This window comes from Nocardia sp. XZ_19_385 (assembly GCF_015355755.1).
Classification (GTDB): domain Bacteria; phylum Actinomycetota; class Actinomycetes; order Mycobacteriales; family Mycobacteriaceae; genus Nocardia.
In genome coordinates this window covers 43,717-61,336 of record NZ_JACVEE010000005.1, presented here as the reverse complement: position 1 = coordinate 61,336, position 17,620 = coordinate 43,717, and the positions used below count along the sequence as shown (strand labels likewise).

Sequence of the window (17,620 nt, the reverse complement as noted above, 5' to 3'; positions counted from 1 at the left end):
GTACTCAGCGGAGCACAGTTGCGGGCTCATGCGGCGTCCTCGCCGTCGGCAGCGGCGAGATGGCCGGTGAGCTGCAGGAACACATCGTCGAGCGACGGGCGGCGCAAGGCGATGTCGACGAGTTCGATGCCCGCGTCGTCCAGTCGTCGCAGCGTCTCCGCCAAGGTCTTCGCACCATCGGGTGCGGGGATCGCGATCCGATCGGAATCGGCCGTCAGGGCCGCCCGATTCTCTTCCGGCAGCAGTGAACCCAGCGCGTCGGCGATGGTCGGCAGATCCTTCAGATCCAGCGGCACGACTTCGCAGTACGCGCCGCCGGTACGGGCCTTCAGTTCGTCGGCGGTGCCCTCGGCGATCACCACTCCGTGATCGATCACGATGATCCGATCACACAGTGCGTCAGCCTCTTCCAGGTACTGGGTGGTGAGCAGGGTGGTGATCCCGTGCGTGCGGAAACTCGACACCAGATCCCAAACCCCCTGCCTGCTGCGGGGATCCAGGCCGGTGGTCGGTTCGTCGAGGAACACCACGTCCGGGCGGACCACCAGCCCGCAGGCGATATCGATGCGCCGGCGCATACCGCCGGAATAGGTACCGACGCGCCGCCCCGCCGCTTTCAGCAAATCGAATTCGGCGAGCAGTTCGTCGGCGCGGGAGCGGGCGGCCCGCTTCCGCAGGCCCATCAGCCTGCCGAACATCACCAGATTCTCGTAACCGCTGAGCATGTCGTCCAGGGCCGCGAACTGCCCGGTCAGCATGATGGCGCGACGCACCGCCGCCGGATCGGTGACGACATCGTGGCCGGCCACCGTGGCGCGGCCTTTATCAGGGGCGATGAGCGTGGACAGAATGTTCACGGTGGTCGTCTTGCCCGCCCCGTTAGGCCCGAGAATGCCGAGCACCTCCCCCTGGGCCGCGGCGAAATCCACTCCGCGCAAAGCTTTTACAGCGCCGAACGATTTCTCGATGCCCTCCACCACTACCCCGGTGTCAGTGCTCACTGGTTACCTCCAAGATATTCGTCGAGCACGCGCGCGATGATGGGGAGTACGTGCGGAGCCGTCATTTCGTCGTGGGTGACTTCCACGTCGTGATCGGTGATCGTCCCGGTGACATAGGGTCGCCACCCCGCCGGGCCGAAGATGTCCGAAGTGTCCACGGTCGCATGGAAATACAGCACATCGCCGTGGAAGACGGGCCGCTGGTAGCCGGTGCGGGTCCGCGCGGAAGCGTTGTAGGAGCCTGCCATTCGCTCCAGCGTGGCCGCGTCGACCAAAGCCGCGCCGCCCATCCGCGCGCTGATCAACTCGGCCGCCTGCGCCGCCGTGGCGTCGGCGGGCACATCCTCGATACCGAAGACCGCCCCGAAGGTGCTGACGAACGAGCCCGCCGTCAGCGGTTCGATACTGTCACCATCGATGTCGGTGGTGTCCGCGTCGAGCAGTGCGACGACACCGACTTCGGCGCCTTCCTGCTCCAGCCGCACGGCAACCGCGTGCGCGATCAAACCGCCGAACGACCAGCCGAGCAGGTGATACGGCCCGTGTGGTTGCACTGCGCGGATTTCCCGGACATACCGCTCGGCGAACTCCGCGATGCTGCGCACCGACGGTTGCCCGCTCAAATCCGGAGCCTGCAAGCCGTAGATCGGTCGGCCCGGGGCCAGCGCATCCGCGAATCCCAGGTAGCTCCAAGACATTCCGGATGACGGATGGATGCAGAACAACGCCGGGTCCGATCCACCGGTGCGGATCGGCAGCAGCACGTCCAACCCGAGTGGCGAACCCGCCGAGGCGGCTGCCGCCTGCTCGACCATGGCACGCTCCTCCGCGGCCCCGAGCTCTCTCGCCGCCGCGGTCTGCGCGAACGCGGCTGCCGCAGTGAGCACTTCGACCCAGCGCCGAGCCAGCTCCGCGACCTCGTCACGATCCAGCAGCTTCGAGGGAAAGCCGAAGCTCGCTTGCAACCGGTCATCGATTACGACCGCGTTCACGTCGATCTCCGACTGCAACGGCACATCCGGGTGCTCACCGGCCGGCAGCTCCCCGAGCTCATCGGTCGGCAACCAACCCAAACCCTCCAGCCCGGCCGGAATGTCACCGGCGGAGTACCGTCCGAGATAGTTGAACCCGATCCGTCCCGGCAATCGCTTCGGAAGCTGTTGCGCAGTCTCGGAATTCAGGTATCGGAGCAACCCGAACCCGATCCCCTTGTCCGGCACCGCCAGTAGCTGATGCTTCACCGCCCGGATAGCGGCACCGAGGGCGGGCCCGCCCGCCATCGCCTCCGCGAGATCGATGTCACCGAGGTCGACCCGCACTGGATAGATGCTGGTGAACCACCCCACCGTCCGCGACAGATCAGCGCCGGGAATGACCTCCTGCTGTCGGCCATGCCCCTCCAGCCGAAGCAGAACACTCCGGCCATCGAGCGATGAGCCAACCGCATCGGCAGTACTGTTCACGGCCGTGTATGCGGTGTCGGCGACGCCCCGACCCGCCTGCGGGTTCACCTTCAAATGTGGCGGTGTCGGCGCGGCACCGTCATGGCCGAGCGTCTGGGTGCGACCGGTTCGCCAGGTGTGGACGGCCACTGCCAGGGTGGCGAGCAAGGTGTCTTCGACACTTCCGTGGAAGAGCGCGGGCAGGGTGGTGAGGAGTGTGCCGGTGATATCGGCGGGCACCTCGACCTCGACCATGCGCAGGGTGTGCGCCTGATCGATGGCGGGATCGAGCGCGCGGGGGCCGAGGGGCGGGTCATGGCCTTCGACCACGCCGCGCCAGTATTCGACTTCGGCGGTCCGGGGCTCGGCATGCGCCAGCTCGGTCAGTGCGTGCGACCACCGGCGCATCGAGGTGCCGGTGTCGGTCAGCACCGGAGTCGAGCCCGCGGAGATCTGTGCCCATGCGGCCATGAAGTCCGGTACCAGGATTCGCCAGGAGACGCCGTCGACGACGAGGTGGTGCGCGATGACGATCAGGCGGCCCGCACGGCTGCGGTCGCCGGCCTCACCCACCGGATCCAGCCACAGGAATTGCAGCACAACGCCCTTGGCGGGATCGAGTCGATTCATCGCGGAATCGAGTTCGGACACTGCGAATTCGCGCAGGTCGACGGTGTCGGCGTCGGCGGCGAATTCGACTCGGTGCACCAGGGCCGCCGCATCGACAGAACCGGGTTCGCTTACCCGCAAATGCCATTCGCCCAATTCGTCCCGCAACAACCGCGACCGCAGCATGTCATGTCGATCCAGCACTGCGCCGATGGTCGCGGCGAGCTGATCTTGACGAATGCCGACAGGCAGCTCCAGCACCGCGGTCTGCGCGAATCGGTTGTGGTTGCCGCCCCGTTCGAGCATGTAGTGCACGATCGGCGGCAGCGGCATATCGCCTACACCGCCACCTGGCAGCTCCTCGAGCGTGACCACCTCCCCTGCCGCATCAGCGGCCGCAGCGAGGGCGGCGACCGTGCGATGCTCGAAAACCTGTAGCGGAGTGACGGTTACGCCCTGCACCTTGGCGCGCGACACCAGCTGGATCGCGAGGATGCTGTCACCGCCGAGCGCGAAGAACGAATCCGCGGCGCCCACCTTCTCGCGTCCGAGCAGCTCGGCGAAGATTCCCGCCAAAGTCTCCTCGGTGAGCGTGCTCGGCGGCACGTACTCCGCCTGATCAGCGTCGAACACCGGTTCCGGCAGCGCTTTCCGGTCCAGCTTGCCCACCGCGTTGAGCGGAATCGCGTCGAGCACCACGAATGCCGAGGGCACCATGTAACCGGGCAAGATGTCGGCGGCATAGGCACGCAGCTTCACGACGTCTATCGCGACACCCGGTTCGTGCACGACGTACGCGGCAAGTGCGGTAGACCCGGTTGGCCCTGGAACACCGAGGGTGACAGCGAATTCCACACCCTCCGCCCGACCGAGAACGGCATCGATCTCGCCCAGCTCGATCCGCTGTCCGCGCACTTTCACCTGGAAGTCGGTCCGCCCGATGTATTCCAGCTCCAGCCCCGCCGCGGCCCGAGTCCAGCGGACCAGATCGCCGGTGCGATACATCCGTTGTCCGTGTCCACCATAGGGATTGGCGACGAACCGGACGGCGTTCAGATCGGGACGGGCGTGATATCCACGCGCCAGCGCTGGACCCGCGAGGTAAAGCTCACCGGCAACACCCACTGGCACCGGCCGCAGCCGATCATCGAGCACCAGCGCGGCCGCTCCACGGATCGGAGCCCCGATCGTGACCGCGACGTCGGCCGACAACGCCCCCGATCCAGTGCCCCAAATAGTGAACTCCGTAGGCCCATACAGGTTGACCATCCGCCGCTCGGCGATATCCGATGGACCGCACCAGCGTTCGACCAGTTCGAGGCCGACGGCCTCGCCGGCTACGGCTAGTACTCGGACGCTGGCTACCTGAGCGGGGTCCACTGTGGCGAGGGCAGACGGGGTGATCACCATGTGGGTGACCTGCTCGGTATCGAGCAATTCGGTCAGCGCGTCCCCGCCGAACACCTCGGGAGGCGCGATCACCGAAGCACCACCGGAGCCGAAAGCCATCAGCGCCTCGAACACCGACGCGTCGAAGCTGGGCGAGGCGACTTGCAGGACTCGGGAATGCTCGTCGAGGTCCATCGACTCACGCTGTGCGACAACCACATCGGCAATACCGCGATGACTGACCGTGACGCCCTTCGGCGTGCCTGTGGATCCGGAGGTGTAGATCATCCACGCGGGATGGTCCAGCGAGATCGGGGCGAGTTCGTCAGGGCGCAAAGAGGCGTGGTCGGCACCCTGCCAGTCCAGTTCGAACTCCGGATCGTCGAGTACCAGCCACTGTCCGGTGCCAGACAGGGAATCCCGATGCGCGGCCACGGTAAGCCCCAGTACCGCACCGGAATCGGTGAGCATATGGTCGATTCGATCCACCGGATGCTTTGGATCGACCGGCAGGAACGCGGCCCCAGCTTTGGCCACCGCCCACATTCCGGTGAGTAGCTCGGCGCCACGAGTAAGTCCCAGTGCAACAACTGTTTCCGGCCCGACGCCGGACCCGATCAACAGTCGCGCAAGCTGATTGGACCGCGCATCGAGCTCACCGTAAGTCGTGGTCGCGCCGGCATAGACGAGCGCGGGCCGCTCGGTGTAGCGCGCCGCCGAGTCGGTGAGCAGCTGCGGGAGGGTGACCGCGCCCGAGGTCGCCGGTCCGTGCACCGGCACCAGTTCGGCACGCTCCTCCGGCTCGAGCAGATCGATATCGGCAATGGTCAGTTCGGGATTCGCGATGATCGCGGCCAGTACCCGCCGCCAGCGCGCGGTGAACGATTCCACCGTGGCGGCATCGAAAAGATCCGTCGAATAGGTCAACACGCCTTCGATACCGCTGGGCTCCGCACCCGCGAATCGCTCCCGCAGATCGAAGGCCAGATCGAACTGTCCCGCAGTACGTTCCAGGTCCTCGACCCCGACCCGCAGACCCGGCAACTCCAGCACCGGTTCCACGAAGTTCTGCAGCGACAGCGACACCTGGAAGATCGGGTGGTGCGCGGTCGACCGAGCCGGGTTCAGCACCTGCACCATCCGTTCGAACGGCACGTCCGCGTTCCCGAACGCCTCCAGATCCGAAGCCCGTACCGCTCCGAGGAATGCACTGAATCCGAGATTCGGATCGACGCGGGTACGCAACGCGAGAGTGTTGACGAACATCCCGACCATATCGTCGAGCGCCGCCTCACCCCGCCCGGCCACCGCGGTCCCGATCACCACATCATCGGTGCTCCCGAGGCGCGCCAGCAGCACCGCCAGCGCTGCATGCACCACCATGAACACGCTGGCATCCTGTGCGGCGGCCAGTTCCACCACACCCCGATGCAACCGCGGTTCCACCGTGAATTCCAGATCCGCACTCCGCATCGACTGCACCGCCGGCCGCGCCCGATCCCCCGGCAACTCCAGCAGATCCGGCGCCCCGCTCAGCGATTCGGTCCAATGCCGAATCTGGCTTGCCGCCAGCGACTCCGGCTCCGCCTCGCTGCCGAGCAACTCCCGATGCCACAACGCGAAGTCGGCATACTGCACCGGCAGTGCCGCCAGCGCCCCACCCGTACCGAACGCATGCGCGGCATAGGCCGTCATCAGATCCGTCGCGAGCGGCGCCATCGACGCCCCGTCCGCACTGATGTGATGCACGACAAGCACCACCACGTGCACCGGTCCCGAAGCGAAGGTGCCTTGCACTCGGAATAGGCCAACGCGCAGCGGCGGCTCGGTAGCAAGGTCAAAGCCGACACCCGCGAGTTCGTTGATCCGATTACGCAGTGCTGCGCCATCTTCGGTGTCGACGAGCTGGAGCAGAGGTGCGGCGACCTCGGTGCCCACCACAACCTGGCGTGGCCCTTCGGCGTCGGCGGGGTACATGGTGCGCAGGCTTTCGTGGCGGTGCACCACATCGGTCAGGGCGCGCTGCATGGCCGCGACGTCGAGGTCGCCGGTGAGGCGTAGGGCGACGGCGATGTTGTAGGCGGCGGAGCCGGGTTCGAGCTGGTTGAGCACCCACATGCGCTGCTGGGCCGGGGACAGCGGGATCCGGTCGGGGCGGATGCGCGGGGCCAGGGCGAAACGGGCGCGGGCGCCCTCGGCGGCGGGCACAATGCGGCCGGCGAGCCGGGCGACAGTGGGTGCGTCGAAGAGGTCGCGCAGGGCGATGGTCGAGCCGAGGGCGGCGTTGACGCGCGCGATGACGCGAGTCGCGCTGAGCGAGTTTCCGCCGAGTTCGAAGAAGGACTGGTCGATGCTGACCCGTTCGGTGCCGAGCACGTCGGCGAAGACGGCGGCCACGGACTCTTCCACGGGGGTGCGAGGCGCCAGGTAGCGGCGCTGGTAGCTCTCGAAGTCCGGTACCGGCAGCGCTTTTCGATCCAGCTTGCCCACCGGGGTGAGCGGCACGTCGTCGAGGACGAGCAGATAGCCGGGCACCATGTAACCGGGCAGGCGGCCCGCCACCCGGTTTCGCAACCGCTCGGTGTCGAATTCGGCTCCCGCCGAGACGGATGCGCGCCAGGCCTGGGTCGGCACGACGTAGGACACCAGCACGGTTTCGCCGCCGGGACCGGGCATGCCGATCGTGGCCGCGTATTCCACGTCTTCGTCGGCGCCGAGCACCGCGTCGATCTCCCCGAGCTCGATCCGCAGGCCACGGATCTTGACCTGGAAGTCACTGCGCCCCAGATACTCCAGCTCCAAGGCGTTGTCGCGGTGCACCCAGCGCACCATGTCGCCGGTGCGGTACATCCGCTCGCCCGGCTCGTCGAAGGGATTCGCGATGAAGCGTGCGGCGGTCATCGAGAATCGGTTGAAGTATCCCCGCGCGATCGCGGGCCCGGCGAGATACAGCTCGCCCTCGACGCCGACCGGGACCGGGCGCAGCCACCCGTCCAGCACCATCAGCGCGGCGCCGCGGATCGGCCCGCCCATGGTTACCGGTTCGCCGGCGCGCAATTCACCCGGACCGGTCGCCCAGATACTGAATTCCGTTGGGCCGTACAGGTTCAGCAAGCGTCTGCCCACCGACCACTGGGCGGTCAGTTCCGCACCGGCCGCTTCACCGGCGACGGAGAGCACCCGCAGGTCGGGCAGGTCGCGCGGATCCATCGTGGCCAGCACCGACGGCGTGATCACGGCATGGGTGACCCGTTCGGTGCGCAGCAGCAGTTCGAGTTCGGCGCCGCCGTAGACCTCCGGCGGTGACAGCACCAAGTGCCCACCCATGCCGTGCGCGCACAGCATTTCGAAAACGGACGCGTCGAAACTCGGGGACGCCACCTGCAATTCCCGGGCGGACGGATCGAGCGCCAGCGATTCACGTTGCGCTGTCACGAGATTCGCGACACCACGGTGACTCAGCAGCACCGCCTTCGGCTTACCGGTCGAGCCGGAGGTGTAGATCAGGTACGCGGTCTGATCCATCCGGATCGCACCGCCCCGTTCGGCATCGGTGATCGGATCGGCGGGCACGGTCATCACGCGGCGAATGGTGTTGAGTTCGTCCAGCAACAGCCAGTCGATGGTGCCGGGCAGGGTTTCGCCGGTGGCGTGCACTGTGACACCGATGGGCGCTTTGGAGTCGGTGAGGATGTGCTCGATCCGTTCCACCGGATAGTTCGGGTCCAGCGGCAGGAACGCGGCGCCGGTCTTCACCAGCGCCCACACCGCGACCACGGATTCGATGGAGCGCGTAAGTGCCAGCACCACAAACACTTCTGCGCCGACACCGCGCCGCAGCAGCACCCGGGCGAAGCGGTTGGACCAGGCGTCGAGTTCTCCGTAGGTCATCGAGGCGCCGCCCAGGCTGACCGCGATGGCGTCCGGGTTGATCGCCGCACCCGCACCGAGGATCTCTGGCATGGTGCGCTGCGGCACCGATTCCGGGCCGCGCCGCGGCAGCAGTTCCGCGCGCTCGGCGCGGCCACAATGCTGCAATCGGGCGATACGCGCCCTCGGCTGTTCGGCAATCTGGCTGAGCAGCAACACGAACCGATCGAGCAGACGACCCGCCTCGGCCTCCGCGAAGTGATCGGCCAAGTACTTGACGGTGATCCGCAGGGTGTCCCGCTGCCCGGGCGCTCCATGCTGCGGAATCACCATGAGGTTCAACGGATACGGCGTCGCATCGGTACCTTCCACGTCGAGCACCCGCATACCCGCGATATCCAGCGACCGCGACAGCGTCTCCCGATCGATCGGATACGACTCGAAAACGGTTAGTGTGTCGAACAATTCGGACAAGCCCACTGCCTGGTGGATTTCGGCCAGCCCCACCTGCTGGTGATCCAGCAGCCGCGCCTGCTCGGACTGCAACCGCGCCAGCAGATCCGCGACCTGCTCCGCCGGGTCGAGCCGCACCCGCACCGGCAGGGTGTTGATGAACAACCCCACCATGTCCTCGACCCCGGCCAGCTGCGGCGGCCGGCCGGAAACGGTGCCGCCGAACACCACATCGGTGCGCCCGGTCAGCATGACGAGCAGCAGCGCCCACGCCGCCTGCACCGCGGTGTTCGTGGTGGCGCCGGCCTCGCGGGTCGTCGTCTCCAAACGCGCTACCAGGTCGGTCGGCAGGTCGACGGAAACCATTCCGGATTCGGTGGATTCGACTCCGGCCAGCGACGGCACCGTCCGCGTCGGAGCGTCGACCCCGGCGAGCGCCTGCTTCCAGGCGTCGATCGAGCCGGAGCCGGCGGCATCCTGTTCCCCGAGCCACGCCAGGAACCCCTGATAGGACGGGGCGGGCGGCAGCACTTCGGTCATCGCCGCGCCCGAGGCGGCTGCGATGTACATGGTCAGCAGCTCCCGCACCAGCAGCGGTGTCGACCAACCATCCAGCACCACGTGGTGATTGGTCATCAACAGCGTGTAGGTCTCGTCATCGCTACGGACCAGCAGGAACCGCAGCAGCGGCGGTCGCGTCAGATCGAATCGGCTGCTCGCGTCGACGGCAATGGTCCGTTCCAGCTCCCGCTGCCGCGCCCCGGAGTCGCTCAGATGCCGCAGATCCAGTTCCCGCCAGCGCACTTCGGCAGCGCCGAGCACCAACTGCCGCGGGCCGTCCTCGGTCTCCACGAAGGCGACCCGCAAATTCTCGTGCCGATCCACCAATGCCTGTGCGGCGGAACGCAATCGCCGTGCATCCACATGCCCGGCCAGCGTGAGCCGGGTCTGCACCGTGTAGCCGTCGGCGGTGTCGGTGTCGTACATGGCGTGGAACAGCAGCCCGTACTGCAGCGGCGAAAGCGGCCACACATCAGCGAGATTCGGGTAACTCCGCTCCCACCCGTCGATCTGCTGCTGCGTCACCGAGGTGAGCGGGAAGTCCGACGGGCTGTGCCCGCCCGCGGCGGTTCCGGCCAGCGCCCCGAGCGCCTCCGCCCAGAGTTGTGCCAGTTCGCGAACCTGCTTGCCGTCCAAGATTTCCGAGGCGTAGGCCCAGGTCACCTCGAGGTCCGCGGCACCCATGATCGCGTTGATGTCGATGACAGCCGGCAGCGGCGCCCGGTCATCCTGCGTCGCCGCGAAACGCTGTGGCAGCCAGTCTCCTTCGGCTCCGCCGGCCGCACGACCGAGATAGTTGAAGCTGATCTGCGGCACCGGCGCATCCGCGAGCACCCCGGCAGACTCCGGATTCAGGTACCGCAACATCCCATACCCGACCCCCTTGTCGGGCACCGCCCGCAACTGCTCCTTGGCGGCCTTGATCGCGGCCCCGGCCGCCGCGCCACCCGCAAACCGCTCATCCACATCGACACCGGTCAAATCGATGGTTACCGGATACACGCTGGTGAACCACCCCACCGTGCGCGCCAGATCGGCTCCGGGCAGCACCGACTCCTCACGCCCATGCCCTTCCAGCGTGAACAGCGCACTACTGCGCCCCCGCCACCGCGCGACCGCCAACGCCAACGCGGCCAGCAGCACGTCATCCGCTCCGCAATGAAACCGCTCGGGCAGCACGTCGAGCACCGTCCGCGCCACCTCGGCAGGCACGGTCGTCCGCACCTCCGCCATGGTGGCGACCACGTCAACCGCAGGATCCGCCGCCCGCGCCCCGATCAACGGATCGGGCGTCCGCACAATCCGCTCCCACACCGGAAGCTCCGCGATCCGGCGCGTGGCCTCCTCGACATTGGCATGCGCCCACCGCCGATACGACGTTCCCACCGGCTCCAGCACGCCACCGCTGAACGCGGTCGCTAAGTCCGGCAGCAGAGTTCGCCACGAAACGCCATCAGTAACCAAGTGATGCAGCACCAGCCACAGCACCGGCCCACCGCCGGACGCCGCCGCGCCTTCCTTTGGTCCGGCAGTTACGCCGCCATGTTGGGACGCTCCATCGCTCTCGGGCTCGTCCCCCTGGTTCATCAGGATCCCGGCCTTCTCGGGGCCGGACCTCAGGGGCTGAGCTGGCTCGCCAGACCTCCTGACATCGGAACCTTCTGTGCCAGTATCGCTTTCCACTCGATGGGCCGGTGGCTTTCCCAACTCCGCACGCCGCGCTGCCAAAGTTCTCAACTCGTCGGCGAGCCAGCCCGCAGGCGCCGATCCATCGGCGGCATGCGGGTTGATCAGCACGAACCGCACCATGACCCCGGCGGCGGGGTCGAGTTTGTCAGCGGCACGCTGCAATTCGCGTTCACACGTTTCGTCCGGGTCCGGCCCGGCGTCCACGACATCGATCAGATCGGCGGCATGGGTCGAACCTCGTTCCGCGGCAATCCATTCCCACGCTACGGTCGACTCGGCCAAATCCATCGGTCCGCCCAGGCTGACAGGCGGACCGGCCGGACTGACTGGCGGAACGGCGCGGCTGGCAGACGGTGTGGCCGGGCTGACAGGCGGAACGGCCGGGCTGACAGCGGGGACGCTCGAGCTGGCCGGAGGAACGCGGCGCAATGTGCTGCGCAGCACGTCATGGTGATCGATCAGCGCCTGCACGGCTGGGATCAGTTGTGCGCGTGTGGTATCTGCCGGAAGGGCAATCAGCACCGCTTGGCTGTAGCGCTGCCAGGTGTCGCCTTGCTCGAGCATGGCGTGCACGATCGGTGTCGGCTCGATGGGGCCGATGCCGCCACCGGGCAGCTCATGCACTGCTGTGTCGGCCGCCTCGGTGGCGACGGCGGCTAGGGCGGCGACGGTTTTGCGTTCGAAGACATCGCGCGCGCTGAAGGCCAAGCCGGCGGCGCGGGCGCGGGAGACGAGTTGGATGGAGATGATGCTGTCGCCGCCGAGGGCGAAGAAGTTGTCGTCGACGCCGATGGCGTCCACGCCGAGGACCTCGGCGAACAGGGCTGCCAGCAGCTCCTCGCGGGGCGTGGAGGGCGCGCGCCGCACCACAGTACGCACGCCGAAATCCGGTGCGGGCAAGGCTCTGCGGTCGACTTTGCCGACCGGGGTGAGTGGCACGTGGTCGATCACCATGATCACCGACGGCACCATGTACGCCGGAAGTTCCTGACCTACCGCTGCTTTCAGCGCCTCTGCCGACAGCTCGGCACCGGGCCTACCCAGCACGTAGGCCACCAGCGCGGTAGCCCCGGCCGGACTCTTCGCACCGATGGTGAGTGCGAAGTCGACGTCGGGCTGGCGTTGCAGCGCCGCGTCGATCTCCCCGAGTTCGATGCGGTAACCCCGCACCTTCACTTGAAAGTCGCTGCGGCCCGCGTATTCCAGTTCCAATCGGCCCGCGTTCCGGCACCAGCGCACCAGGTCGCCGGTGCGATACATGCGCGCGCCGGGCGTGTACGGGTCGGCGACGAAACGACTCGCCGTCAGCCCGTTGCGCTGGTGGTACCCCCGCGCGACCGCGGGCCCGCCGAGGTACAGCTCGCCGGTCGCACCGGGAGCCACCGGCCGCAGCCACGGATCCAGCACCGCCGCTGTGACACCCCGCGCCAAACTGCCGATCGTCACCGGCGCATCGGGTTCCAGCGGCGCACTCACCGTGACGGTGATCGTCGTCTCGGTCGGCCCGTATCCGTTGAGCAGTCGGCGCCCGGCCCACCGCGTCACCAGTTCGGGCGGGCACGCGTCACCGCCCACGATCACCGTGCGCAACGACGGCAGTGCTGACGGATCCAGCGAAGCCACCACCGCGGGAGTCACGTTCAGATGCGTAACCTGGTGTGCGCGCAGCACTTCCGCGAGTTCCTCGCCCGCGTAGGCCGCGGGCGGCACAACAGCGACGGTCGCACCGGCGGCGAAGGCCACCAGCAGTTCCTCGATGGAGATGTCGAAGCTCGGCGAAACAGCGTGCGCCACGACGGAATCGGCGGTCACGCCAAAGGCGGCGCCGGAGTTTTCCACAAGGTTCCCCAGGCCGCGGTGGGTAACCGTGACGCCCTTGGGGAGGCCGGTCGAACCGGAGGTGTAGATGAGGTAGGCGGGCTGGTCGAGGTGTATCCGCGCGGACCGGTCGGCGTCGATCAGCGGCGCGGAATCCTGTTCGGCGACAAGTCGATCCACCGCAAGGTCATCGAGGGTCAGCCATTCCACCCGATCCGGCAACGCCGCTCGCGCCGCAGCAACCGTCAACCCGGCGACCACACCGCTGTCGCGCACCATGTAGTCGATCCGGTCCGCTGGGTACCCCGGATCGATCGGCACGAAGGCCGCCCCGGCCTTGGCCACCGCACACATCGCCAGTACCGATTCGGCAGATCTGGGGATCGAAATCGCTACGGCGCGTTCCGGTCCCGCGCCCGCCTCGATCAGCACCCGGGCCAGCTGGTTCGTTCGCTCCTCGAGCTCATGGTAGGTGAGACGCACGGCTCCGGCTACGAGCGCCACCGCCGAGGGATCGAATGCCGCACCGTCACTCAAGATTTCGGGCAGTGTCCGCATGCGGGTATCAGCGGCTCCCCGGGCGGGAACCAACTCGGCGAACTCGTCTTCGAACAGCACCGGCACCGCCGACAACGGCGCCTCCGGCCCGGCAACCAGGAACCGATTCAGAAACGCGAGGAACCGCCGATGCTGCCCGGCGAGCTCGCTCTCCCCGTACAGGTTCGGGTTCGCCTGGAAGTCGATGTGCGTACTTTCCCCGCCCGCACCGGGATACAGGTTCAGGAACAGGTCGTCGATCATGCCGGAGGTGAGCACATGCATCCGCCCGGTGACCGCACCGAGCTCGATCCTGGTGTCCACCATCATCAAGTTCACCGTCGGCCCGAACGACGCGCCTTCGTCCACCGCCCAGCCGAGGTCACGGACGATGTCTTCCTGCCGGTAACGCTGCCGGCGCAACGCCGAGGTCAGCTCCCCTTGCGTGGCGCGAATGAACGCACCCACCGTCATCGTCGGGTCCATGCTCAGCCGCAACGGCACGACATTGGCGACCATGCCGCCGGACCGCCGCAGCGACGCCGTGGTGCGCCCCGAAACCGGCAGACTCAGCACCACTTCCGGCGCCCCCGTCATCGCACCCAGGTAGGCGCCGAAGGCCGCGACCACGATCGGCGCGATGCTGGAGTTCTCCGCTTTCGCCACACCGTCCAGCAGTTCGGCCGTATCCGCCGGCAAGGCACCGGCGGCGACGCGTGGATGCGCATCCACATCGGCAGCCCGCCCGGCCAGGCTGACCGGCTCGGCCATGCCCGCGAGATGCTCGCGCCAGTACTGCCCGTCGGCCTGAAACCGCGGCGAATCACGGTACGCCACATCACTATCGATGATCTTGCGCAGGTCCTCGGCCTTGCCCGGTGGCTGCTCGCGCCCTTCCAGGGCCGCGTTGTACAGCTCGGCGGTCCGCTGCAGCATCGTCATCGCGCCGAACCCGTCGAGCACGATGTGGTGAATCCGCTGATACCAATACCAGTGGTCCTCGGCCAGCCGCAGCAGCACGTAGCACCCGAGCGGATCCCGCAGCAGATCCAGGGGCGCGGTGTATTCCGCGCTCATCCAGGCCTGCGCCGCCGCCACCGGATCCGGCTCCGCGCGCAGATCGATGACCGGAATCCGATCGTCCTGCCCCGGATCGACCATCTGATACGGAAATCCGTCGACCTCGAGCAAACGCACATAACCGGTACCGAATTCGCGACCGGCCTGACGTGCCACATCGGCGAGCAACTCGACATCGACGGGCCCGGCGAATTCGACATACTGCGCGATGGAAATAGCAGTGTCGCCCGCGAAATGCTGGGCGAACCAGATTCCACGCTGGGCTGCGGACAGCGGAAAGGCACCGGCGGGCAAATGATCCGGCGCGACCGGCGAAAGGGATCGCATAGAAGTTCCTGGAAGTTCAGGAGATAGCCAGTGAGGACAAGGCGGAACGCGCGCCACACCGCGGTTCGGCAGGCGCGCAGTCGACCGCGAAGAGCGGGGAATTCGACCAGCGTGCGCGTGTATTTCTTTCCTCGGGAGTCTATCTCGCGGCGATACGCGGATAACCAGAAATGCGCAGGTCTCAGCAGGCGTGGGCGTGGTACAGGTCGGCGTCGGTGATCGGCGCGTCGGACCCGGTGAGGTAACCCAGCAGGGTCGAGCGGTCGTCGAGCACCAGCCAGTCGATTCCGTTGGTCAGGCCGTCGCGGTCATCCTTGGTGGTGACGCCGAGCCGGACCGCGTACGCCGATTCGGCGGAAACCACTGTGGCGCCGATTTTTTCGATCGCCCAGCGGGTGACCACGAATTCGACGGCCGGGTCGACCGCCACCGCGATCCGGGTGCCGGGTGCGGCGCCACGCGCCAGCAGGACCCGGGCCAGCCGGTTGGACCAGCGGTCCAGGTAGTCGCGGTCGGAGTCGAGGGTAGACACCGCGTTGTCCGTGCCGGTCCGGTTCTGAGCGAATGCGGTGTTCATGAGGTGGTCCTCCGAAGTCGTCTTTGTTTGTGTACGACTTCTAATTTCCCCTGTTCAGAGCCCTCTCGACAGGAACCCCAGTGCTGGGGCACCCAACCCCCGGGGGTGCACGATTCCCCACCCAAGGGGGTGAAACGGCGCTGCCGATCGCGGACGGACCCGCGACCGGCAGCACTGGCTCACGCGGTGACGAGCTCCGCGGATACCGGTGCGTCCCAATCGATCCGGTAGCGCTGCTCGTCTCCGAGCTGCTTCTCCTGATCCATCAGCCGGAACATCACCGGCATCACCAGATTCATCACCTTCCGGGCCACCGGACCCGGCGTCTTGCTGTGGTTGATCTTCGCGGCCCGCTTGGCCACACCCTCCACACGGGACCGCCGCAGCTGCTCGTACGCCGCGAAGGCGCGCTCGCGCGGTAGATCCCGCAGGCAGCGCGCCAACTGGATCGCGCTCTCGATACCCAGCGAAGCACCCTGCCCGGAGCTGTTGGACGGCGCGTGCACCGAGTCACCGACCAGCACCATCCGGCCCCGGTACCAGTGCGGCACCGGCGGCATGATGTGCAGTGCCCCAACAACTTCCAAATTGTCGGCATTGGTAGCCCGCACCAGGGCGCCGCCTGCGGTGTCGTCACCGTAGGTGTCCCGCAGGATCTTCAGCCAATGCTCGGCCGGCAGCGCCCGCGCCTCGCTCAGCGAAAGATACTGCTTGCTGGGCAGATTCGCGCCCCACATGAAGCGACCGTTTCCAACGGCTCCATACAGGTAGTACGCCCGGTGGCCGTACGCGAAAACCATGGACCCCGCCGGGATGTCGAGATCGCAGTCGACCATCGCGCCGAACCCCAGCATGCCGGTGTAGTCCGGCCCCGGCGCGTTCGGATCGATCAGCTCCCGCACCGTCGACCGAATGCCGTCCGCACCGATGAGCACATCGGCGGTGGCGGTGCTGCCGTCGGCGAAGTGTGCGGTGACACCGTCGGCGTCCTCGTCGACGTGCAGCAGTCGCTTGTTGTACTCGAACGGCACCCCCGCGGCGACCGCCTGATCGTGCAGTGTCCGGTGCAGCTCACTGCGATCGACCATCTGCAGCGGCTCCACCTCGGGCAGGCCCGGTACCTGGTGGATCTTGCCGCCGATCGACAGCGCCATCTCGGAAATCGGAAATGCGATGTCGCGCACCCGATCTCCGGCATCGATCACATCGAGCGCGGCCACGCCGTTGGGCGCCAGCGCGAGCCCGCTGCCGATATTGAACGCGGGCCCGGGATAGGCCTCGAAGACACGGGCGTCGATGCCCGCCTTGCGCAAGGCTGTCGCGGCGACCGGACCGGCGATGCCGCCGCCGATGACCAGTGCGGAACGTGTTGTGGACATGGGTGATCTCCCAATCAGGTTGGTTGAGGTTCCCCGAAACCGCCCTGTCGCTCACCCGGCTATCCTGTGGTTGCCAAACCTTGGGCTGGGTGCGCGTATGCGGGCACGGTTCGAGACGGTTTTCTCGGGCTCGGCGGTGGTGTTGCCGCACCTCCGCTGAGCCTGGGTCTAACTTTCACCCCGATACCGGGGCGTCTACTCCGGTATTTCCCCCCTCTCCACCATGTCGAAGACTTCGGCCGGATCGATGTTCTCGGCGTGCATCCGCCGCCAGAATCCCAGGTCCGGGAAGGTCCCGTCGACCAGCTCGGCGCGGAACGAATGCGCCCACGCGAGTTCCGCCGCCAGCATCGCCAGCCCGTATTCGGTCTCCACGGTGAACAGTCGCGGCAGCTTGCCTTTCAGCTCCGCCAGCTCCGCGCGGCCCGATTCGAGCACCTCGTCCAAGACGGCGATCCGGTTGCCGAGCAGTTCGATCACCAGGTCCGGCGGCAGCACGCCGAGCATGGAGAGGCCGGCCGTGAAGCGCGACGCCTCCAGCTCCGGGTCGGCGATCAATTCGGTGGTCCAGTCCCGCATTTCGGCGCGCCCGGCGTCGGTGATCTGGTAGATCACCCGTTCCGGCCGGGCGCCGTCGCGCTCGCTGCCGATCTCCTCCAGGAATCCGGCCTTGGCCATGTTCTGCACGACCGTGTACAGCGAGCCCCATTTGATGTCCATGTCGCGGTCTTTGCCACGCTGCTTGAGCATGGACGCGATCTCGTAGCGGTGCATCGGCCGTTCCACGATCACCGACAGCACTGCCAGTGCCAGCAGGTTGTTGACCTTGCGTTTCGTAGCCATGTACACCTCCTACTCGTAGACGAATATACGTCTACGAGTATTCGG

5 protein-coding genes are annotated in these 17,620 nt (G+C 67.1%); all 5 read right to left on the bottom strand.

Annotated elements, in window-relative coordinates:
• Positions 1 to 26 precede the first annotated feature (26 nt).
• Positions 27 to 1,001, bottom strand: coding sequence for an ATP-binding cassette domain-containing protein (locus IBX22_RS32340; RefSeq protein WP_194819601.1), 975 nt, complete (start codon positions 999 to 1,001; stop codon positions 27 to 29).
• On the bottom strand, positions 998 to 14,776 hold the full coding sequence (locus IBX22_RS32335) for a non-ribosomal peptide synthetase (RefSeq protein ID WP_228539979.1): 13,779 nt from the start codon (positions 14,774 to 14,776) through the stop codon (positions 998 to 1,000). The genes IBX22_RS32340 and IBX22_RS32335 overlap by 4 nt, the downstream gene beginning before the upstream one ends.
• Positions 14,777 to 14,957: 181 nt before the next feature.
• A complete protein-coding gene (locus IBX22_RS32325; protein ID WP_194819600.1) occupies positions 14,958 to 15,353 on the bottom strand; it encodes an AMP-binding protein in 396 nt (131 codons plus the stop codon).
• A 179-nt stretch (positions 15,354 to 15,532) separates the two neighbouring features.
• Positions 15,533 to 16,732, bottom strand: coding sequence for an NAD(P)/FAD-dependent oxidoreductase (locus tag IBX22_RS32320; RefSeq protein ID WP_194819599.1), 1,200 nt, complete (start codon positions 16,730 to 16,732; stop codon positions 15,533 to 15,535).
• Positions 16,733 to 16,927: 195 nt separating this feature from the next.
• A complete protein-coding gene (locus tag IBX22_RS32315; RefSeq protein WP_194819598.1) occupies positions 16,928 to 17,575 on the bottom strand; it encodes a PadR family transcriptional regulator in 648 nt (215 codons plus the stop codon).
• Between the last annotated feature and the right edge of the window lie 45 nt (positions 17,576 to 17,620).